Origin of the sequence: Ligilactobacillus sp. UO.C109, from assembly GCF_026847815.1 — a bacterium.
Lineage (GTDB): Bacteria > Bacillota > Bacilli > Lactobacillales > Lactobacillaceae > Ligilactobacillus > Ligilactobacillus salivarius.
In genome coordinates this window covers 119,168-140,920 of sequence record NZ_JAPSFH010000003.1, presented here as the reverse complement: position 1 = coordinate 140,920, position 21,753 = coordinate 119,168, and the positions used below count along the sequence as shown (strand labels likewise).

Sequence of the window (21,753 nt, the reverse complement as noted above, 5' to 3'; positions counted from 1 at the left end):
ATATAGAAGAAATTAGAAAATTGGTCCTGTGTCTAAAATGGAAAGATATGAACTTTTTAGTCTGATTTTTATTGTATTTCATAGCAAGTATACTATGCAGGAATTTTTTTATTATATAGATGGTATAATAATATCACTTACTATGATAAGTACTTTTATGAATAATTATGAATTGAAGGGATAAAAATGAAAAAAGTTTCTAAACCAGTTGTATATAAAATGAAATATTCTCGAGAAGATGCCCAAAATTTAGATTACAAAATAAAAAATGATGTCACAGTAAAAGAAGAAAATCAGAAGTATCTTATTGATTATCCAACTGTTTATGTAATAACTTCTAAGAAAAATAACTATTATACAGTTTATGTTGGTGAAACTAATAATATAAAAAGAAGAACGCTTGAACATATTGATATAGATCCTGAAATTAGAGAAGATTGGGATCAATTAAAAAAATTAAAAGATGCTGAAATGTACATAATAGGTCATGAGCATTTTAATAAGTCACTAACTTTGGATATAGAAAATAGACTAATGCAATATATGTCTAGTGTAGAAAAAGTAGGGAAATTAAACAACAGAAGAGAAAATTCACAAAATATATATTATACTTCTGATGAAATGAAGGAAATTTTTAATAAGATTTGGAAACAATTGCATAAGAAAGATGAAATGCTATTTCCATCGCAAAAATTAATTGAAGATTCTGCTTTATTTAAAGCATCTCCTTTTAATAAATTAACAAAAAATCAATTACATGCTAAGGATAAAATACTTTTAAGTATAGATGAAGCTTTGGATAAAAAAAAGAATAATCAACTAATCAAAGTGATAGGTAACGCAGGTGCTGGGAAGACAGTGTTGATGAGTAATATTTTTTATGAACTTGCTAAGAAGCGAAATATTACAATTGTATTAATGGTTAATCACTTACAACAGGAGAAAATATATCGGCAAATAGCAAAAAAATTAGATTTAACTGATAATGCGAAAGTTTTGAAAGTAACTACCTTTTTGAATCAAACTAATATTGATGAACCTATAGATGTGGCATTTGTAGATGAGGCTCATTTACTATTAACCCAAAGAAGTCAAGCATATTATGGTCATGGTACTAATGAATTAATAGATATTATTAAGCGTGCAAGAGTAACGTTAGCAGTTTATGATGAAAAACAAGTTTTACAGACAACACAAATTGTAGAAGATGACGATAGAATAAAATTAGAAAAATTTGATACAAAATCTATTTTCCTTAATGAGCAAATGAGAATTAGAGCATCCGAAAAGACCATACGATGGATTAGAGACTTTATAGATAAAGGGGAGATTAATACTGTTCCAAGGGATGAAACCTATGACCTTCAGTTATTTGATACACCTCAAGAAATGGGAAAAGCTATTGTTGAAAAAAATACTAACGACAGAGAGAATGGCTTAAGTAGAATGGTAGCTACTTTTGATTGGGATTATTCTAGTACAAAAAAAGAACATGGTTACTGGGAAGTATCTGAAGGTACATGGCATATGCCGTGGAATCTGCAATTAAAACCTTCTAGAGATCAAAGGAATTCTAGCAGTGTAAATTATAATGAGTTATCTTGGCCTGAACAACCACATACTATAGATGAGATAGGTTCCACTTATACAGTTCAAGGTATGGATTTAAATTATGTTGGCGTTGAAATAGGTCCATCTGTAAAGTATCGAGATGGAAGAGTAATTTTTGATCCATCTGCTAGTTCAAATAAAAAAGCTATTAACAACAGGACTATGCATAGTGGAGAAAAGAAAAAATTTGGTGAAAAATTACTAAAAAATGAACTTAATGTTTTGTTAACAAGAGGCGTACATGGATTATATATTCATGCTGTCGATGATGAACTACAGAAGGCTTTAAAAAATGCATTTAAGAGGAGAAATTAATTTTAATGGAATATACAGAAGTTATTGAAATGATAGATAAATTTCGTGACGCTAGAGGATGGGGAAAATATCATAATCTTAAAGATTTAGCAATATCTGTTAATTTGGAGGCTAGTGAGATATTAGAAATTTTTCAATGGAAAAACGAACAAGGTTCTTTATCTGAAGAAGATAAGATAAAATTGAAAGAAGAAATTGCAGATACATTAATTTATTTATTTTATATGGTAGATAAATTGGAGATGAATCCATATGAAGAGATTCAAAAGAAAGTAGAAATTAATAAAAAGAGACATTGGAAGCAAGATGAATAGATTCATATTAACGTTATTACAAAATTTGAAAAGTAGATTGATGAAAAAACTAACCATATCATTATTAGCATTAATAACAATTCTTTCCTGTGGAGCTACTACTGTCAGTGCAGCAAGGTTTCGCACTTATCGCTATCATACACCACGTGTGAGAAGAGTGCCGAGATACCGAATACGCAAGTCGGAGTATTCTTATAGCCACAAGATTAGCTCAGATCATAGCAGCTATAGTCATCATGATAATATGTCGAGCTATCGTAGTAGCAGCTACTCTAATACAGGGTCGATTGCAACATTTACTGGATCGCAGACAAATGATATTTTGAATAATCAGATTTCCAAGAAAAAATATCGCAATGACTATTATCGTCAAAGTATTATTACAAATCCTTGGATCTGGGCGATGTTAATCAACCATCATGCTAGATATCGTCACAATGAAGAATATACTAGGGGCTATAATGAAGGTTTTGAAGCTAGTCAGCAAGATAAAGAAGAGGGGACGACTGAGCATCAAACATTATCTAGCGATGAAAGTGCACAACATACTAGATATTATCTTCGTGGATATAAAGAAGGGTATCGTGACGGAATGAATAGGTAATTATTTGAAAGAAGAAACTAATTTCATGTAGTACAGACTAAGGTTTTAAAAACTATTAGACAACAAGGGAGATTAACATGGAAGATTTAGCAGGATGTGTAGGTTGTATTTTTTATATTATTTTAGGATTATTTGGTCTAGCTTTATTATTCTTTAGTTTAGTTCAATTGTCGTTTTAGGTTGAAGGCTGGTTCTTAGAAATGGGAATCGGTCTTTTTTATATATGAAAAATAAAAAATTATATTCAGTAAATAGGAAATTGAAATGTATAGAAAGCTATTTAATTAAATATAATTTTTTAATTATGAATAATACTGTATAATATTGATTTTATTAATGATTTTATAATATAATCAACCTAGTAATTATATGTACTGAATGGGGGAGAATACTATGGCTGAAAGAATTATACAAACAGCAGATTTATCTTATATACAAAGAAGTTTAAATGTTTTAAGTGATGAAATAGATACTGTTTCAGCAAATGTAGGTACAGTTAATAATAATATAATATCCGTAAATGAAGATTTACAAGAGCTTAAGAGAGAATTTAATAGATTTGTGCAACAAATGGAATTACACCATAATGAAGAAGTTGCTCAAACTAAACTTGTCGAAATACGTCAAGCTATTGCTAAAAAGTTTGGACACTATGATGAAGTTAGAAGAACAACTACTGGTATCTTACAAGCCAGTGATGTTCAACTTGTGAAAAAAGATGTTATTTCAAATGTTTCAGAAGAAATAATGTTGAAAACACCAGGGTATTGGTTAGCACCTTGTTTGGTTGCTTTATCTGCATGGATTTCAGATGATAGAGATTTAGCAGATAGGGCTATTAAAGAAGCCTTAAAGAGAGATGCTGAAAAAACAGCATTGCTCTTTACACTTATTTGTCGTCGTGCTGGTAGGAAAGAAGCAAGTTTAAAGTGGGCAAGTGTATATCTATCAACACAAAATGAATCTTCACTTGATAGACACGCCGTCATTATTATTGATGCTTTTACAAATGGATTACTTGGACGTGATAGTGAGGGGATCATTTATAACAAGGTTAATGAATGGATTAGAAAGTTAAAAAACACACCGGGATTTGAAGAAAGTCAAATTGCACAATGGTCTGATGCTTTAAAATTATATATACCTGATAAAGATTACGACTATCCAGCTTTAAAAAAATATACCTCTGACTGGAATGGACTTAAAGATTCTTTAAATGACGCGTACTTACATGAAAATATCTTGGATTATTTTACGAAGATTTATGCAACACCAAGATTCTTGGGAGATACAGTTAAAAAACTGGATGAATCTATGTTTTCTCTAGTATCTAATTTTGATGATGATGAGCTTGACATGAAAAAAGAAGAGCGACTTACAGAACTTATTATCAAATACAAAGGTGACGAAGATAAAGCTCAAAGTATGATGAATACTGAAAATACAGCATATAATGAGAAAAGAAATTTTGCACAGCTTTTGACGGATGCAGCGATGAAGAATAAGTCTGTAAATAGTGATATTGCAACTCAACAATATGCAATTGCGCTATCTAAAGATTGGATTGAGTCTTCATATAATGACCTTGTTGCTAAGAACAGATTAAAAGTACCACAAAATATATCTTTTTCTGTAAATAGTTACAGTGGTGAAACGACAGATGGTTCAAATGAAGTTGAACAAATTGAAGCATATAAAAAAGTTATGCATGATGAGATGAATGATAAGATTGAGAAAATCCAACCCGACAAAGTAGGTGTTGTGGTCGGAATTGTTATCATGGTTATCGGTGTATTATTGCTAGCTCCTATGTTATTAATAGGATTGATTGCAATTATTGCTGGTGGTTTTTGGGCATATAATACTAATAAGAAAAATAAAAACATTGATCAAAAGAAAGATGATGTCAGAAAGCAATACGAAAAAGCTATTGAAAATGGACAAATTATTATACGTCAGATCATGGCAGAAGTAGTTGACTACCGAAGAGAATTATCAAGAGTTGACAGTAATAGTTCAAAGGTTGTTGAATTTTTAGAACAACTTTCACCAGAAGAATACATTCGAAGTACAGCAGATACAGGCAGACGTGTAAAGGTGGTTGATTAAAATGTCAAATGAATTTTTAACAGTAAATCCTTTTAAGAAAATTCAAGATGAAACAGAAAATAAGAAGAAAGATAATTTATTTACACCCAAGATAGCTGAAGATACAGATAAATTAGAATACGAGACAGGTTTTCCGGATTGGACAATTTTACCTCCTAACCAGGTTATAACTAGAAAAGGGGTTAAGTAGTATGGATGCACCAATAATTTATAAGCAATGGGTAGAAACGCTGGATATTATTGCCAGTGGGGATAGTGACAAGGGCAAAGAAGCATTAGATGCTATGAAGAATGGTACTCTTCAGTGGCAGACAGGTGTAGCAGACAGATTCTTAAAGGTCCTAGTAGACACTATTAATATACGTATTTCAAAATTAAATGACACAGTATCTAAAAATTTAGGATATGCTAAAAATGAGAATGATGTAGTTTCTGCATTGCTTTTTGCTCGAAAAGAATACCAATTTTTAGAAGATATAGTTTCAATACCTGCAATTCCTGATAAGCAAAAAAATGAATTAATTGAAATGATTAGAAATAATGGTAAGACGATGCAGTCTTCTCTAGAAGATAGTGCAAAAAATGATACTAGTGGAAAATTGTTAAATATTATAAAAAATAATAGGGTTGTGAAGAGTACAAATGAGTGAAAGAAAAGAATGTAAAGAATTAATGGAGCGATATGCCATTGCAAGAATTCCTTTTATTGCAATTAATACGATTGAAAGTTCACGAGCTTTAAAGATGTTAGAGGAAATTGCTAAAGATCTAGGGTTACACTTCTTTGCGCATACTTTATCAAAAGGTGTTTATGATATTACGACTGGTCAAACTCTCAGCACCGACAAGTCTTTCTATAGTGCTTTAGACTTTATAGGTGAGGAAATGAAGAAAAGACATAATCTGACAATGATCCTTACAGAGATACCTGATATATCAACAAATACAGATAGTGCAAAGCAATTATTAGACTTGGTAACTTTGGCAAATGAATCTGGTGGTTCTATAATTGTGTTTGAAACACAAAAAGTGTGGGATCAACTACAAAGACAAGGAATGACACTTAAACTAGATCTCCCTAATGAAGATGAGCTCTATCAAACAATTTCTAATTATATTTCAGATTACCGTAATGAAATAGATATTGAATGGGATGATAACGATATAAGAGAAGCAGCAACATTATTATCTGGGGTTACGGAAGTTGAAACAGAAAATGTTATTGCATCATTAATTGCTAAAAAGAAGATTGTTAAAGATGATATGGACGAAATACGTTCTGCAAAGAATCGACTTTTTTCTGATATATCTGGTCTTGAGAAAATAGATGTAGATGACAGTGTTGCTTCTGTTGGAGGACTTAGCGGTTTAAGAGCATGGTTAGAATCAAAGAAAAAACTGTTAACTCCTGAAAAACATGAAGAAATGCGTCGTAGAGGATTACGTTCCCCAAGAGGAGTACTACTTGTTGGTGTTCCGGGATGTGGGAAATCGTTATCTGCTAAAGCAATATCTGCTAGTTGGAAGCTTCCATTATACAGATTAGATTTTGCCACAGTACAGGGTAGTTATGTAGGTCAAAGTGAACAACAACTAAAAGATGCGCTTACTACGGCTGATCAAGTAGCACCATGTGTATTATGGATTGATGAAATTGAAAAGGGATTATCAGGAGCTAGCTCAAGTAATGACGGTGGAGTCTCAACACGTATGGTTGGACAATTTTTATTTTGGCTTCAAGAAAGTAAAAAGCAAGTCTTTGTTGTAGCAACTGCTAATGACGTAAGTAAATTACCATCGGAACTTTTAAGAAGAGGACGTTTTGATGAATTATTCTTTGTTGATTTACCTACAGAAGAGGAAAGAAAAGATATTTTATCAATCTATATGCGTAAATACTTACAGCTTGATTTTGATGGAGAATTTGCTGATAAGATAGTCGAAATGACAGCAGGATTTACAGGTGCTGATCTTGAATCGGCAGTTAGAGAGTTAGCGTATAACAATTTAGCTGATGGTACAGAAATAACAGGTCAAGCGATTATTGATGTTTTTGAAAATGTAGTTCCATTGTCTCAAACAAGTCCAGAGAAAATTAGCGCAATTAGAGAATGGGGAAAATCAAGAGCTGTGCCAGCATCTGGTCGACCTATTGGTGATGGTGTTGATTTAAGTGATAATAATATTCAAAGAACAAGGAAGGTACTTGTATAATGCCAAGACCACTTTTAAATTCATCTAAAGTAAAAGAAAATAGTCTTTTTTCTAGTAAGAGTTCTACACAGAATAGGCAACGATTTGAATCTCCAAATGAATCTTTTTTACGTAATAAAAGATCAGCTGAGTACATGGAATCTATCAGTAAATTAGATAATGGTGGGGCAGAAATTTCTAATAGAGAAATCTCTAATATTATTAATACAGTAAAATCAGAGCTTCCAGATGTTGAGATGAGTTCCCTTTTAGAAGGAATTGTAGCTAAATGCTATTTGGGAGATACATATGAGGTTCATACTTTAGATTTTACGTTATCAATTGTAACCCACTATAAAAGAGATGAGAGACTTCCAGCAAATTTAGAGAAAGCACGGATTTTAGCAATGAATAGCCAATATCAATTTGTTGAAGTTTATAGTGATAAATGTTGTTGTGTAGACTCTATGGGGACAGTTTCAGTTGTAAAAATGTAGAGTAACTTTAGTTTTGAGAGTTATATAATAACAAAACAAAATCCGTCCAATGAACAAAATTCATTGAACGGATTTGTTTTATATTAACCTATTCAGCTTCTCCGGTATGCTCTTGATTAACGTCAACATGACGAACGGAATAACCAAGATAGAAGAGTAAACCTATTCCGAGCCAGATAAAGTAACTAATCCAAGCTGGTAGGGTGATGTTTATCATTAAAACAACACACACAATGATTGATAGGATCGGTAGGACATTTCCAAACGGAACCTTAAATGGTCGTGGTAAATCTGGCTGCTGTTTACGTAATAAAATTACGATTAAAGAGATTAGACTGAAGACTGCCAGAGAACCGACATTAGCAATTAAAGCTAAGTTTCTCATATCCATAAATCCAGCAAGAATAGCTGCTAAAAGTCCATTTAACCATAGCGCACGGTTAGGACTGTGACTCTTAGAATTTAAGTGAGCTAGCTGCTTAGGTAAGAAACCACCACGACTCATGGACATTGTAATATTAGCTCCTGCATAAACAAAGGCAAGTACTACGGCCATGATGCCTAAAATAGCACCGGCAGAAACAATTTGGGCAGTTAAAGTATGTCCCTTTTCTAAAAGTACAAAAGCCATGGCTTCAGCAACATTGAGTTCCTTGTAAGGAACAACCCCGGTCATTACTAGACTAACTGCTACGTACAAAGCAGTTGAAACTACAAGTGAAATGATGATAGCACGAGGCAGATTATGTTGAACATTTTTAGCATCTTCTGCAGAAGTAGCGAGAGCATCAAAACCAAGAAAGGTGAAGAAAACAGTTGATGCTCCAACCATGATACCACTACCACCATATGGGAAGAAAGGATGCCAGTGAGTTGGACGTATGTGTTTAACACTAACAATAATAAATAGGAAAATTACAGTTAGTTTAATAATAACTAAAATGTTATTAAGTAGCTTACTTTCACTAGTTCCTTTTGTTAACACTAGGGTAATGAATAGAATCATGATAATCGCTGGTAAGTTCATAATACCGCCTGCTGATGGTGCAGCTAGAAAAGCTTTAGGTAGATGTACACCAAATTCTGCTAAGAATGAGTGGACATAACCTGTCCATCCATTTGCAACTGTAGCTGTTGTAGTAATATAAACTCCTAATAGTGTCCAGCCAGCAAAGAAAGCCATAACTTGCCCGATGGTAACCCAGGCATAAATGTAGGCACTTCCAGAGTTAGGGATTGAAGTTGAAAGTTCAGAATAACATAGCCCAATCAAACCACTAGCAATAGCAGCTACTAAGAAAGAAAAGATAACTGCCGGACCAGCAGTAGTAGCGGCTACAATACCAGTCAAAACCAAAATTCCAGTTCCAATCATCGCACCGATTCCCAGAATGGAAAGATCAAAAAGACCTAAAGAACGTTCGTCTTCCGACTTAATGCTGGCGTTTTTTAATACTTTATTAACGTCAATTTTATTTTTCATAGATTAGGTCGCCTCCTTTCCAAGTTAAAGGAGCAAATGTTAACCTTTATAAGGTGTGAATGGAAGGTCTAAACTATCTGCAACAGCTTTAGAAGTAAGGTTACCTTGATGTGTATTAATTCCTGTAAATATTGTGTTATCGTCAGCAGCAGCTTTATCAATACCTTTATTAGCAATTTCAATAGCATAGCGTACTGTTGCACTAGAAAGTGCTTCTGTAGCTGTCTTTGGAACAGCACCAGGCATATTAGCAACTGTATAATGAATAACGTCATGTGTTACATAGATTGGATCTTCATGAGTAGTTGCTCTTACTGTTGTTTCGAAGATACCACCTTGGTCGATAGGAATATCAACGATAACAGAACCTGGTTTCATATTCTTAATCATTTCTTCTGTAACTAATTTTGGTGCTTTAGCACCAGGAATTAGAACCGCACCGATTACTAAATCAGCTTCTTCAACAGCTTTCTTGATGTTAGCAGTATTTGACATTAAAGTTTGAATCTTTCCATCAAAGATATTGTCAATTTCAGCCAAGCGTTGAGCGTTAATATCAAGAATTGTAACTTGTGCCCCCATACCAACGGCAATTTTAGCAGCGTTGAAACCTACAGTACCACCACCGATTATAGTAACTTTACCGCGATGTACACCGGAAACACCACTTAATAGAATACCTTTACCGCCATGTACTTGTTCTAAGAAATGAGATCCAACTTGAATTGACATACGACCAGCAATTTCACTCATAGGGAAGAGAAGTGGTAAACCGCCACCTCTACCAACCATTGTTTCGTATGCTACCCCTGTAACCTTCTTTTCAATTAAGGCTTCTGTTAATGGTTTATCTGCAGCCAGATGAAGATAAGTATAGATGATTTGACCTGGTTTGAAGTATTGGTATTCACTTTCCAAAGGTTCTTTAACTTTGATGACCATTTCTGTATCCCATGCTTCTTCTGCTGAACCCATTGTTGCACCAGCAGCGATATATTCTTCATCTGGGAAACCAGAGCCAACGCCAGCTCCTTTTTCAACAATTACTGAATGGCCTGCATGAACTAAGCTTGCTACAGCACTTGGAGTAGCACCAACACGTTCTTCTTGTTTTTTGATTTCTTTAGGTACACCGATTAACATAATAGGATACTCCTTTCCAAATAATGAATAAAAATTCAAATAATTTCTCATTTTTCGTTGATAGCGCTTTCAACCTAATGCAAGAATAACACTTAAAAAGATAAATATCAACCCCTAAACCTAAAGTTTGTGAAATTTAATTCCCCTTTAATTAGCGGATTTTGGGAGTTTTTTCACAAAGTTGATCTTATATTGTTATTTATAAAACAACATTAGAACGATTGTTAGAAATGATTAATTATACATTAAATGTATAATTAATAAATGATTAGACTGGTTGATGTGAGAGTAGATATATCAAGTAATTTATGGAAAATTTATATTAGGTTATTGAAATTGGGAAAAATAAAAAAGGACTGAATTTAATAATCTTAGTCCTTTTTAATAATTAAATAGTTTCACCATTAATTTTAAAGGTTATTTCAGGAAATTCCTTATCTGCATCTTTACCTTCTAAAAATTCTAGTGCTTCACGTCTAATTTTACTTAAGTTAACACCCTGAGCTTTAGCAGCAAAGACACAACCACAGTAGCATTGGCGATAAACATCGTATTCATGACACATTTCAACTGAACGTTGATAACCACCATTTTTCTTGAAATCACTAGGAAGATAGTGGGTAGTATATAAACTTTGAACCTCTAGGCCTACTTGATTAATGACTTGAGAGTTTTTATGCGGACTAATTGTTAGTGCACTTCCAAAGTAGTCAAAGTCTAATTCTACAGCTTTTTGTGCCACTTTATCTAGTCGATAATCGTAACAAACACGACAACGTGCACCACCTTCGACTTCTTTTTCAAGTCCACGAACTTTTTCAAAATATTCCTGTGGTTCATAAGGGGCAGATATGAACTTAACATTATTTCCAGTGTTTTCATTGAAATCATGAATAAATTTTTGTTGAACATATTTTCTACGTTGATATTCAGCACGTGGATGAATATTAGAATTAGCATAGTAAACAGTAACATCAGCAAATTTTGTTAAGTACTCAAGCGTGTATGTACTACATGGTGCACAACAACTGTGTAAAAGAATACGTGGGCGAGTGTCAGCTTCTTCCCATTTCTTAACCATTTTTTGCATGACCTTATCGTAATTGATCTTTTGATTTTTATTCATTTTAGCAAGAATTTCTTCTACATCTATCAATTGACTCATCTCGATTCTATAACGAACTCAAATACTATAATACCATTAAAATCGTAGATTGAACTAATTTTCTTGACGTAAATTAGCATAATATTTATCAATGTAAGCTTTATAACTAACAGCCATAATAATATTGTGTAGCATACGCTGATATTCGGTATGCTCATTGCCTATTTCATCTAAGTCAGTTTTCAAACCAAAGACATACGGAAGAATATTTTCTAATTCTTCTACAAAATAATTATAGGCAACTTTAGTTGAATATGTTCGTCTTTGTAGTTCGATTGCTGCTTTTAAATCGCTAAGTTGCATTACATTTTTAGCAACAGCAATAAAAAATAATTCAGCAATTTGATCAGCTGCATAACGCTTTTTAACAGGTCGGCGAATTATCTTATGTTTAACATAATTACTAATCATCGAACTAGTTAGCTTTACATCGCCCAAAATTTCAAGCCTTTCGCTGATGTATGCAGTAGTTTGGTCTAAATACAATTCAACTTCAGGTAAATCGTCATATCGTGGTAGTTTAAAATTTTGGATACTTTGGCTTATTTTAAATTCTCTATTCATAAATTGATACCTCGCTAGCCTAAGTATATAGGTAAAGTAACATTTTATCAATGTAAAACTTATTATAAGTTTTTTAAAAACCGTTGACAATGTTTTTTATATTTTATAAGCTTAATGAAAATTCTATAAATAAGGAATGGTTGGAATTATGAAGAAAATAATTACAGATTCAGCAGCAAATTTAAATGTAACTGCATTAAATGGTATTGAACATCAGAGTGTAGATTTAACTTTAGTTTGTGGGGATAAAGTATTTTTAGATGGTGCTAATTTTGATCAAGCTGAATTCGATAAGTTTATCGAAAACAGTTCAACAGAAATAAAATCTTCTTGTCCTAGTGTTGAAAGTTACTTGGCAGCAATAGGGGATGCTGATGAAGTATATATTTTTACAATTTCAAGTGTGCTTTCGGGTTCGTATAATACTGCACAAACAGCTAAAAAAATGATTCTAGAGGAAGATCCAAATAGAAAAATACACGTCTTTGATACAAAAGCAGCAGGTCCAGCAGAACGTATGGCAGCTGTTAAAGCTAGTGAATTACTAAATGAAGGGGGAGACTTTTCTGAAGTAGTAACACAAGTTCAAGCTTATATTGACCATTTGAAAATCTTCTTTAGCTTACAGTCATTAACGAATTTAGCAAATAATGGTCGAATAAATAAAACTGTTGCGAAACTTGCAGGAGTCTTAAAAATTAATGTGCTAGGTTGGGCGAACGAAGAAGGAAAGATTGAACAATTAGGAAAAGCACGTGGAGCTAAACGTGCATATCAATCTTTGGTAGATACATTAGTTAAGCATAATTTTAATAGTAAAAAAGTGGTAATTGATCACGCAAACAATGAAAAAGGTGCATTAGCTTTGAAGGGCTTAATTCAAGCAAAGTATCCTGATTGTCAGATAGAAATTGGAATTTGTACAGCACTATGTAGCTTTTATGCAGAAAAAGGTGGTTTAATGGTTGGCTGTACTGTGAATGGTGAAAAGTAGGTTTAGTGGAAGTGATTTTTGTTATTCTCTGAATTTGAATACGCTATAATGAATATAGGTAAAAATAACGAGGTTACGTTATCATCAGCAGTAAAAGAGAGAGTTACAAATTTGGATGGTTAATAAAAGGAAGGTGTTTTAAATGAAGAAAGTAAACATCAAAGAAACCAAAGAAGTCATTCATGAGTTGTACAACAGTCTTATGGATAGACCTCAAAAACCAAGTGGATTGTTAGATATTACAGATGTTTTGCTACAAGTATATAAGAAATTAGATACTGTTAGATATCCAGAATATTTGATTAATAAGTTAGTAAATTATATATATTCAGTTGGATTTGATCAAAAAATTCGTTTTATGGGTAGAGATGGAGAGCTATTAAGGAAATTAGCTGATGAATCTAAGAAGGCAGGTCTAAATAGTAGATACAGAGCAGATTATTCAGCTAAATCCCAGTTTTATAGTTTATCTGAGGAAATTCCTAGAAGATAATGGTGTCAGACGAAAAAGATGCGTTAAAAATCCGTGCTTAAAATTTAAAAGATACTAATTTTTAAAAATATTATTATCAGAATCTGGCTATAATGATGTAGAGTTAAATTTTCAGGCTCAAGATTTAATCAAGGTCTGGAATAAAAGTTTAGAGTAGCATACTAAAAGCCCCTAGCTCAATATTACGAGCTAGAGGCTTTTTAAATCTGTTAATGACTATTTATTAACAGCATCTTTCAAGCCTTTACCTGGTTTGAATGCAGGAACTTTAGATGCTGGAATTTCGATTTCCTTACCTGTTTGTGGGTTACGACCCTTGCGAGCTGCACGTTCACGTACTTCGAAGTTACCAAAGCCGATGATTTGTACTTTCTTACCATCTACTAAAGCTTCTTTAACTGTTTCTGTGAATGCTGAAACAGCTGCTTCTGCTTCTTTCTTAGTTGTACCCATCTTTTCTGCGATAGCTTCTACTAATTCGTTCTTGTTCATTAATAATCACTCCCAATAAATATAGGTATTAGGGCTATAAAACCTTAATCTTCTGCAATTGTACTATATTCAAATGTGTTTTTGCAAGGGCTTTATAAAAAAATTACAAGAATCTAGAAATTAAAAAGTAAAAATTAAGTAAATTTTATCAATTAGCTTTTATATAGGGCTTTTTTATCACATTAATATGAACAAATTATGAAGTTAAATTTTATTTATAATGAACAAATGATTAAAGAATAATTGTTTATCAATTAAAAATATGTTAATATAAAAAATAACTTTTAGAAGAAGGAGATGAAGTGCATGGAAAAGTTGCTAGGTGAAAAACGCCGCTACAAGCTTTATAAAGCTAAATCTAAGTGGGTGGTGTCAGCGATTATTACTATTTCTGGAGTTACATTTTTAGTGACAAGTCCAGTTTCTAACGCTCAAGCCGATACCGTTACTGGTAGTGAAAGTGTAAAAACAGAAGCTACTCAGGCATCAAGTTTGAGTGTGCAGAATAATGCGACAGCTCAAACAACTGTTACAACCAATAGTAATAGTTCTAACAATGTTTCTAATGTTCAAACTGATACCGTAAAAGAAGCAGCAACGAGCAATGTTGATTCAGTAGCTAGTCAAAATCAAGCTACAACAGCTCAACAGGCTAAAACTACTGCTGATACTGCTGATCAGACAGTACCACCAACAACCTATAAAGACCATGTCAAAGGAAATGTTCAAACTGCATGGGATAATGGCTATAAAGGACAAGGTATGGTGGTTGCTGTTATTGATTCTGGTACTGATACAAACCATAAAGATTTCTCTAAAGCTCCTGAATCTCCAGCAATTTCTAAGGAAGATGCTGACAAGAAGATTAGCGAGCTAGGCTACGGGAAATATGCTTCAGAGAAATTCCCATTCGTATATAATTATGCGAGTCGTGACAACAACTGGGTTAAAGATGATGGCCCAGATGCATCAGAACACGGTCAACACGTTGCTGGTATCATTGGTGCTGACGGCCAACCAAATGGCAATGAACGCTATGCAGTAGGGGTAGCACCTGAAACACAGTTAATGATGATGCGAGTATTTAATGATCAATTTGCTGATGAAAATACTGATGATATTGCTCAAGCAATTTATGACGCAGTTAAATTAGGTGCTAATGTAATTCAAATGTCCTTAGGTCAAGGCGTCGCAGCTGCTAATTTGAATGATGTAGAGCAGAAAGCGGTTGAATATGCAACTCAACATGGTGTATTCGTCTCCATTTCAGCTTCTAACAATGGTAATTCGGCAAGTGTTACTGGTGAAGAAGTTCCTTATAAACCAGGTGGAGCAGATGGAAACTTTGAACCATTCTCTAGTAGTACGGTAGCTAATCCAGGTGCATCGCGCAATGCAATGACAGTTGCAGCTGAAAACTCGGTTGTAGGTGCTGGTGATGACATGGCAGACTTCTCTTCTTGGGGTCCTTTACAAGATTTCACTTTGAAACCAGATGTATCAGCTCCTGGGGTTAGTGTAACTTCAACAGGGAACGATAATCGTTACAATACTATGAGTGGAACTTCTATGGCTGGTCCATTTAACGCTGGGGTTGCAGCTTTAGTAATGCAAAGATTAAAAGCTACTACTAACTTAAATGGAGCAGATTTAGTTCAAGCTACTAAAGCTTTAATCATGAATACAGCTAAACCAATGACGCAACAAGGATATGACACTCCAGTTTCTCCTAGACGGCAAGGTGCTGGTGAAATTGATGCAGGTGCTGCAACAGAATCTCCAGTATATGTTGTGGCAGCAGACGGCACAAGTTCTGTATCTTTGAGAAAAGTTGGAGATTCAACTCAATTCGCACTAACGTTTAAGAACTTATCCGATAAAGATCAAACATATACTTTTGATGATTTTGGTGGTGGATTAACTGAAGTGCGCGATGCCGATACAGGAACTTTCCACGATGTTTATCTGGCAGGAGCACATGTCTATGGAAATAAGACAGTAACCGTTAAAGCTGGACAAAGCGCAACTTATAATTTCACATTATCTTTAACAGGTTTGAAAGAAAATCAATTAGTTGAAGGTTGGTTGAGATTTGTAGGAAATGATGGTCAAAATCAATTAGTAGTTCCATATCTCGCATATTATGGTGATATGACAAGTGAAGATGTATTTGACAAAGCTGCTAATCAAGAAGGCACAGTCTATGGTGGTAACTACTTTGTTAATGAAGATAACTATCCAAGAGGGGTAGCTGATGAAGATTCCTTAAAGGCTTTAGTAAATCTTGAAGGTAATTATAATTGGCAACAAGTTGCTAAATTATACCAAGATGGAAAAGTTGCATTCTCACCAAATGCTGACGGTAAGAGTGACTTATTAAAACCATATGCCTTTGTTAAACAAAATCTAAAGGATCTTAAAGTTGAAGTATTAGATAAGAGTGGAAAAGTTGTTCGTGTAGTTGCAGATGAACAAGGTCTGGATAAGTCTTACTATGAAAGTGGAGTTAATAAAGACGTAACTTTATCAGTTTCAATGCGTAATAATCCAAATACTTTGGCTTGGGATGGAAAAGTATACGATGATAAGACTGGTGAAATGGTAAATGCAGCAGATGGTGAATATACATATCGTTATGTTGCTACTTTGTATAATGATGGTGCAAATAAGGTTCAAACAGCTGATTATCCAGTAGTTATCGACACAACAGCTCCAGTATTATCAAATGTTAAGTATGATGCTACGACACATACTTTAAGCTTTGATTATAAAGATACAGGATCTGGCTTTACAGATTATTCTTATGCAGTAGTTAAAGCCAACGATAAGACATTTGGCTATAAGTTAAATGATGGCAAGAATTCTAAGTTCTTAGATGTAGCTAAAACATCAGGAACATTTAAAGCCGTATTAGATAGTGATACTTTAGCAGCACTAACTGCAGCTAAGAATGCTTTATCAGTTGCAGTTAGCGATGTAGCTGATAATACTTCAACAGTAACCTTACTGGTAAATGGAAATAATGATGCAACAACTAAAGTATCTGTTTGGAATGCAACTAATGGATTAGAACTCGATCAAAGTTCCCCAGATTATCAAGCAGCAACTTCAACTTATAACTTACGTGGAAATGCAACATCTGATTTCTATTACAATGGTGCATTAGTTCAAGTTGATAACAGTGGTAATTTTGTGGTTCCTGTAAGTACAAGTGATACTGCGGTTGTCTTCACATCAGATGCAGCTGGTAAGAATGTAGTATATAAATTGAATACAGCAACTCCAAAGGCTGTTTTTGCATGGCAAGTAAATAATACTGTTAAGGAAAACTTTGGTATTGTTTTAGATACAGTCGTAAGCAACAACAAGGATGATGTAGTCGTACAAGCAGCGGTTACTAAGGGGGATAATGTTGAAGTTTATGCACGCGACTACTTCACAGGTGCAGTATATAAAGCAGATGTAAAAGATGGATTAGCAACTTTCCACGTAAAAGTAACTAACAAGAGTGGTAGAACTGTGTTGACAGGATGGACAGAGGTTTCAGGACCAACATTCAACGATGTTCAACAAACATCAGGTGTATATGTAGGTGTTGACGCATATGCAGGAAATCCGGCACCAGCACCAGCCTTTACAAGTGCTGACCAATTAGGAACAAATGTTGTTCAAGAAAAAGCTGATTCTGCTACAATTGGTAATCCAGGAGATTTGCCAGGACACAGTCTAAAGGATCTAACAACACGTGCAGATGCTAACCCAGATATCCACTTTGACTACTTGAAAGATAATGATTACAACTGGGTAGGAGCGCAAGCTGTTAAAGATGGTGTATATAATCCATCAACACAAGTATTTACTTTAACAGGTAAGGTTGATCCAAATGTTAAATCATTGGTGGTATTGGGAGATAGTTACAATGAAGATGATCCTGTAAATAAGGTTAACTTAAATAGTGATGGAACATTTAGTTTCCAATTCCATACAGCACCAACTTCACAAAGACCTGTTGCTTACATCTATACAAAAGATGATGGTTCAACAACTAGAGGTACAGTGGAGTTAATCTTAGATACAGTTCTTCCAACACTTAGCTTAAATAATGTGGCTAATTTACAACTGGATAGTAATGGTGATTACCAAGTCTACACTAATAATAAAGACTTTAGTGTATCTGGAGAAGCTACTGATAATTTGGACGGATATCGTTTCTTCTTCAATGGAGATAATGATTATCGTGAATTCCACAATTCTGGTGTGAACTTTGTTGCTGAAGCTCATCAAGATGGAAGTACAGTGACTAATCCATATCCAGCATACAAGTTTAGTAAGACATTTAACTTAGCTGATGCAACTGGCGAAACAACACATGTATATACATTGAGTGTAGTTGACTTGACAGGTAATACTGTAACTAGGAAGTTCTATGTTCACTATCAACCAGCTAGTGATACAGTTAAGACTGTAACAACTGATAAAGATGGTGCAACCAAAGTTCTAGTAGATTACAATAACAATACACTACAAGTAAAAGATAGTACTGGTAATTGGGTAAATGCTACTGGAGTCGAAGCTGCCAAGGATTACCGAGTAGTTAATGAATATGGTAATGTGGTATTGTTACTAAATGTTCTTGCAGATAAAGAACAAGACAATAATAAAGTACAAGTTAATGAAGTTACAAATAATAAAGTAGAACAAACAGTAGTAACTAAGACTGTTACAAATAATAAAGTAGAACAAACAGTAGTAACTAAGACTGTTTCAAATAAATCTGTAGCTAAAGTGGGCAAAAAAGCTGCAGAACCAGTAAAAGTATTACCACAAACTGGTGAAAATAACAGTAAATCTACTTCTGTTCTAGGTGCAGTCTTAGCCTCAATCGCAGGATTCTTAGGTGCATTAGGCTTAAGACGTGTTAAAAAAGATTAATAAGTGATAACAAAGTGTCATTTGAGATATGAGTGAATCTCAATGGCACTTTTTTGGTTTGAGTTGAAATAATAGTTAATTGATATAAAAAGTGATATCATAATGATATCAAGAAAGAAGGTGGCGGAATGACACAAGATGAGAAAATGACTTCGTTTTTGTTTAGGTTATCAAAAGATTTAAAACAAAAATTAGAAAAAAGAGCACAGCTTGAAAATAAAAGTGTCAATGCAACTTTGCAAGAAATTGTATCGGTAACTTTAAAAGATCCACCTAAGCAAGTAGAACAGGGTTCACTTGAGCAAAGAAATTTTTTAGGTCACAAAGTAGCTGGTAAAGAAATTGATCAAATTAATGGATTAGTTAGTATTAAAGGTATTTATTATCGGTATTTGATTGAAGGAAATCAATCAGTAAATGAAAATATTGACTACATCGTAATTGAAGCAGTAGGCAATATAATAACTTTAAGACCGCTTACAACATAGGAAAGAGGTAATATCATGTTAGGAATAAAAATTGTTCGACAAAATTGTCAAGGGTTAGTAGAAACGTTAGGAAAATATAGCCGAAGTGTTGAAGCTGGGTTACACTTTTATATTCCTTTTATTCAACGAATTCAATCAGTAGAATTAGCAATGCATCCATTAAGACTAGAAAAATATTCAGTAATAACTCAAGATAATGCGGAGATTGAAGCTAGTGTAACTTTAAATTATCATGTGACAGATGCAAAAAAGTATACTTATGAAAATACTGATTCAGTTGAGTCAATGGCACAATTAGTTAGAGGGCATTTACGTGATATCATTGGTCGAATGGATTTGAATGCAGCGTTAGGATCTACTTCAAAGATTAATGCTGAATTAGCTAGTGCAATTGGTGATTTGACTAATATCTATGGTATTAATGTGGATCGTGTTAATATTGATGAATTGACTCCTTCTGTTGAAATACAAAAAGCAATGGATAAACAATTGACAGCTGATAGGGAAAGAGTAGCAGTAATTGCGAAAGCTGAGGGTGAGGCTAGAAACATTAAATTAACAACAGATGCAAAGAATCAAGCATTAGTTGAGACTGCTCAAGCTGAAGCAGAAGCTACAAAAAAACGTGCAGATGCTGAAAGTTACCGAATTAAAAAAATTCAGGAGGCACTGGAGTCAGTATCAGATAATTACTTTAAAGATCAGAGTATTGTAGCATTTACTAAGCTAGCTCAATCAGATACTAATTTAGTAGTTATGTCAAAAGAAGAAATTTCTGATTTAGGTAATATTCCTGTGATTGAAAAAATGTTAGAAATGAAAAAATAGTATAATTCACCATGGTATAGATGAGATTGGATTAGTTCCAGTTAAGCTAAACTTAAATTTCTAATTTAGGAGGCTTACGAACAATTTTCGAAACAAAACACAACTGCCAAACGAGTTGTAAAGTTGTCTATGAGAGCTTTTGGATTAATTCTAAAAGTTTGTAGACTGGTTGACTCTATTAGGTTGAGTGAAGTGTCTTTCTAATTAGTATCATTTGATATGATTTGTTTAAAAAGACTAGAAAATTATTAATCTTAAGGCAATATATTTGATAAAATGTTAAAAGTTAAATAAAATAATGTTATACATAACTCTATGGAAAGAAGATGATATCATGGCAGAGGAATTACCAAGCTACAAGACAGAATTAATTTCAATCGAAAATTTGGAAAAAGACTACTATGAAATAAAGATTAAAAAACCTAATGATATGAATTGGGTGGCAGGTCAATACATGAGACTAGGCTTACCTACTAAAGAAATTACAGAAAAGAAAAAGTTACGTGCATTATCATTTGCTTCCTTACCTGAAGATGATGTAATCTTGCTAGGTACAAGAACAGGTAAAGAAATCAGTAACTTTAAACAAAATCTTTTAACTGTACAACCAGGTGAAGAAGTAGAAGTTAAGGGTCCATTGGGCCAATTTACACTTCCTGAAGACGGAAATCAAGCTTTAGTATTTTTTGCTGGTGGGGTAGGTGTTACACCTATTAGAGCATTACTTGAAGAACTAGCTAAAGATAAGAGTGAACGTACGATTAAATTTGTATATTCATCTTTGGATTATTATTTCTACAAGGAAGACTTTGCTGAATTTAAGAAATCATTACCAAATGCAGAATTTATTTTTGTTCGCGATGAAAATGATGTAGATAGAGAATTAACAAAGTTGACAAGCGAACTAGCTAATGATGCGTTATATTATGTATCTTCTTCAGAAAAGATTGTAGAAGCTGTAAGTCAATCGTTACAAGATAAAGGAATTGATGCTGAAAACATTAAGCACGATATCTTATACGGATACTAAAATTATATAGATACGCAAAAATCTCTAAATATACAATGTGTATACTTAGAGATTTTTTCTATATTTTTTTAGAAATTGGTAATTTAAATAATAATGGAAAAATAGCAACAACTAAAATTACGATGAAAGGTTCTGTTGCAAAGTTTTGAATCTACTATCAAATAAGGTAGAATAATAGAAAAAGATAGCAGGAGGAATGACGATGAATCATTTTAAAGGAAAACAATTTCAGCAGGATGTGATTATTGTAGCCGTGGGCTACTATCTTCGTTATAACCTTAGCTATCGTGAAGTTCAATCTTATATGATCGTGGCATTAACGTTTCTCATACGACGATTTATCGTTGGGTGCAAGAATATGGCAAACTACTCTTTGAACTACCTGCGATTAAAATCGCAGGAATCGCGTCACGCGATTACATTACATGTACATTAAAAAGCGATACACGCTCCGAACCTAGTTATAATGACTGGAAATACCGCCACTATACTAAAAAT

At 33.5% G+C, this 21,753-nt stretch carries 19 protein-coding genes and 1 pseudogene; 15 read left to right on the top strand and 5 right to left on the bottom strand.

All coding sequences use genetic code 11. From position 1 onward, the window contains the following. Positions 1–186 precede the first annotated feature (186 nt). From OZJ21_RS00775 to OZJ21_RS00740, 8 genes are all read left to right on the top strand, one after another. The gene (locus tag OZJ21_RS00775; protein WP_081541165.1) at positions 187–1,926 is read left to right on the top strand and encodes a DUF2075 domain-containing protein; all 1,740 of its coding nucleotides are present in this window, start codon (positions 187–189) and stop codon (positions 1,924–1,926) included. Between the two features lie 5 nt (positions 1,927–1,931). Further along, complete coding sequence (locus tag OZJ21_RS00770; protein ID WP_081541166.1) at positions 1,932–2,240, top strand: nucleotide pyrophosphohydrolase; 309 nt, start codon at positions 1,932–1,934, stop codon at positions 2,238–2,240. Next, a complete protein-coding gene (locus tag OZJ21_RS00765) occupies positions 2,233–2,844 on the top strand; it encodes a hypothetical protein (protein ID WP_268857265.1) in 612 nt (203 codons plus the stop codon). Before OZJ21_RS00770 ends, OZJ21_RS00765 begins: the two co-directional genes overlap by 8 nt. A gap of 393 nt (positions 2,845–3,237) precedes the next feature. Continuing rightward, positions 3,238–4,953, top strand: coding sequence for a hypothetical protein (locus tag OZJ21_RS00760; RefSeq protein WP_268857264.1), 1,716 nt, complete (start codon positions 3,238–3,240; stop codon positions 4,951–4,953). A 1-nt stretch (position 4,954) separates the two neighbouring features. After that, positions 4,955–5,143 carry a hypothetical protein gene (locus OZJ21_RS00755; RefSeq protein ID WP_081510113.1) on the top strand — a complete coding sequence of 63 codons (189 nt, stop codon included), beginning with the start codon at positions 4,955–4,957 and terminating at the stop codon, positions 5,141–5,143. A 1-nt stretch (position 5,144) separates the two neighbouring features. Continuing rightward, positions 5,145–5,603 carry a hypothetical protein gene (locus OZJ21_RS00750; RefSeq protein WP_268857263.1) on the top strand — a complete coding sequence of 153 codons (459 nt, stop codon included), beginning with the start codon at positions 5,145–5,147 and terminating at the stop codon, positions 5,601–5,603. Next, positions 5,596–7,167, top strand: a complete 1,572-nt coding sequence (locus OZJ21_RS00745; RefSeq protein WP_268857262.1) for an AAA family ATPase — start codon at positions 5,596–5,598, stop codon at positions 7,165–7,167. Before OZJ21_RS00750 ends, OZJ21_RS00745 begins: the two co-directional genes overlap by 8 nt. Then, positions 7,167–7,643 (top strand): hypothetical protein, encoded by a 477-nt coding sequence (locus OZJ21_RS00740; protein WP_268857261.1) that lies wholly within the window; start codon positions 7,167–7,169, stop codon positions 7,641–7,643. Before OZJ21_RS00745 ends, OZJ21_RS00740 begins: the two co-directional genes overlap by 1 nt. 88 nt (positions 7,644–7,731) lie before the next feature. Here OZJ21_RS00740 and OZJ21_RS00735 read toward each other — a convergent pair whose 3' ends face one another. The 4 genes from OZJ21_RS00735 to OZJ21_RS00720 form a co-directional block, all read right to left on the bottom strand. After that, complete coding sequence (locus tag OZJ21_RS00735; protein ID WP_268857260.1) at positions 7,732–9,126, bottom strand: APC family permease; 1,395 nt, start codon at positions 9,124–9,126, stop codon at positions 7,732–7,734. Positions 9,127–9,165: 39 nt separating this feature from the next. Next, the gene (gene ald, locus OZJ21_RS00730; protein ID WP_081512962.1) at positions 9,166–10,269 is read right to left on the bottom strand and encodes an alanine dehydrogenase; all 1,104 of its coding nucleotides are present in this window, start codon (positions 10,267–10,269) and stop codon (positions 9,166–9,168) included. 388 nt (positions 10,270–10,657) lie between these two features. Continuing rightward, entirely contained in the window at positions 10,658–11,425 is a 768-nt protein-coding gene (locus tag OZJ21_RS00725; RefSeq protein WP_035149309.1) for an epoxyqueuosine reductase QueH, read from the bottom strand. Between the two features lie 63 nt (positions 11,426–11,488). Then, positions 11,489–11,998, bottom strand: a complete 510-nt coding sequence (locus OZJ21_RS00720; protein ID WP_003699259.1) for a DUF1836 domain-containing protein — start codon at positions 11,996–11,998, stop codon at positions 11,489–11,491. Positions 11,999–12,146: 148 nt separating this feature from the next. Between OZJ21_RS00720 and OZJ21_RS00715 the strand changes: the two genes are divergently transcribed. Both OZJ21_RS00715 and OZJ21_RS00710 read left to right on the top strand, forming a co-directional pair. Next, on the top strand, positions 12,147–12,992 hold the full coding sequence (locus OZJ21_RS00715) for a DegV family protein (RefSeq protein WP_268857259.1): 846 nt from the start codon (positions 12,147–12,149) through the stop codon (positions 12,990–12,992). 142 nt (positions 12,993–13,134) lie between these two features. After that, complete coding sequence (locus OZJ21_RS00710; protein WP_003706966.1) at positions 13,135–13,485, top strand: bacteriocin immunity protein; 351 nt, start codon at positions 13,135–13,137, stop codon at positions 13,483–13,485. A 216-nt stretch (positions 13,486–13,701) separates the two neighbouring features. On the opposite strand, the gene OZJ21_RS00705 is transcribed toward OZJ21_RS00710, so the two are convergent. Further along, entirely contained in the window at positions 13,702–13,977 is a 276-nt protein-coding gene (locus OZJ21_RS00705) for an HU family DNA-binding protein (RefSeq protein WP_003699254.1), read from the bottom strand. A gap of 306 nt (positions 13,978–14,283) precedes the next feature. Here OZJ21_RS00705 and OZJ21_RS00700 point away from each other — a divergent pair, with 306 nt between their 5' ends. The 5 genes and pseudogenes from OZJ21_RS00700 to OZJ21_RS00680 all read left to right on the top strand — a co-directional run. Beyond that, positions 14,284–18,909, top strand: a complete 4,626-nt coding sequence (locus tag OZJ21_RS00700) for a S8 family serine peptidase (protein WP_268857258.1) — start codon at positions 14,284–14,286, stop codon at positions 18,907–18,909. A gap of 128 nt (positions 18,910–19,037) precedes the next feature. Beyond that, positions 19,038–19,397, top strand: coding sequence for a hypothetical protein (locus OZJ21_RS00695; RefSeq protein WP_003703258.1), 360 nt, complete (start codon positions 19,038–19,040; stop codon positions 19,395–19,397). A 15-nt stretch (positions 19,398–19,412) separates the two neighbouring features. Further along, positions 19,413–20,225, top strand: coding sequence for an SPFH domain-containing protein (locus OZJ21_RS00690; RefSeq protein ID WP_003706971.1), 813 nt, complete (start codon positions 19,413–19,415; stop codon positions 20,223–20,225). A gap of 334 nt (positions 20,226–20,559) precedes the next feature. Then, complete coding sequence (locus OZJ21_RS00685) at positions 20,560–21,255, top strand: FAD-dependent oxidoreductase (protein ID WP_003706976.1); 696 nt, start codon at positions 20,560–20,562, stop codon at positions 21,253–21,255. 202 nt (positions 21,256–21,457) lie between these two features. Continuing rightward, positions 21,458–21,636 (top strand): annotated as a pseudogene (locus tag OZJ21_RS00680) (IS6 family transposase); the annotation flags it as partial. Positions 21,637–21,753 lie beyond the last annotated feature (117 nt).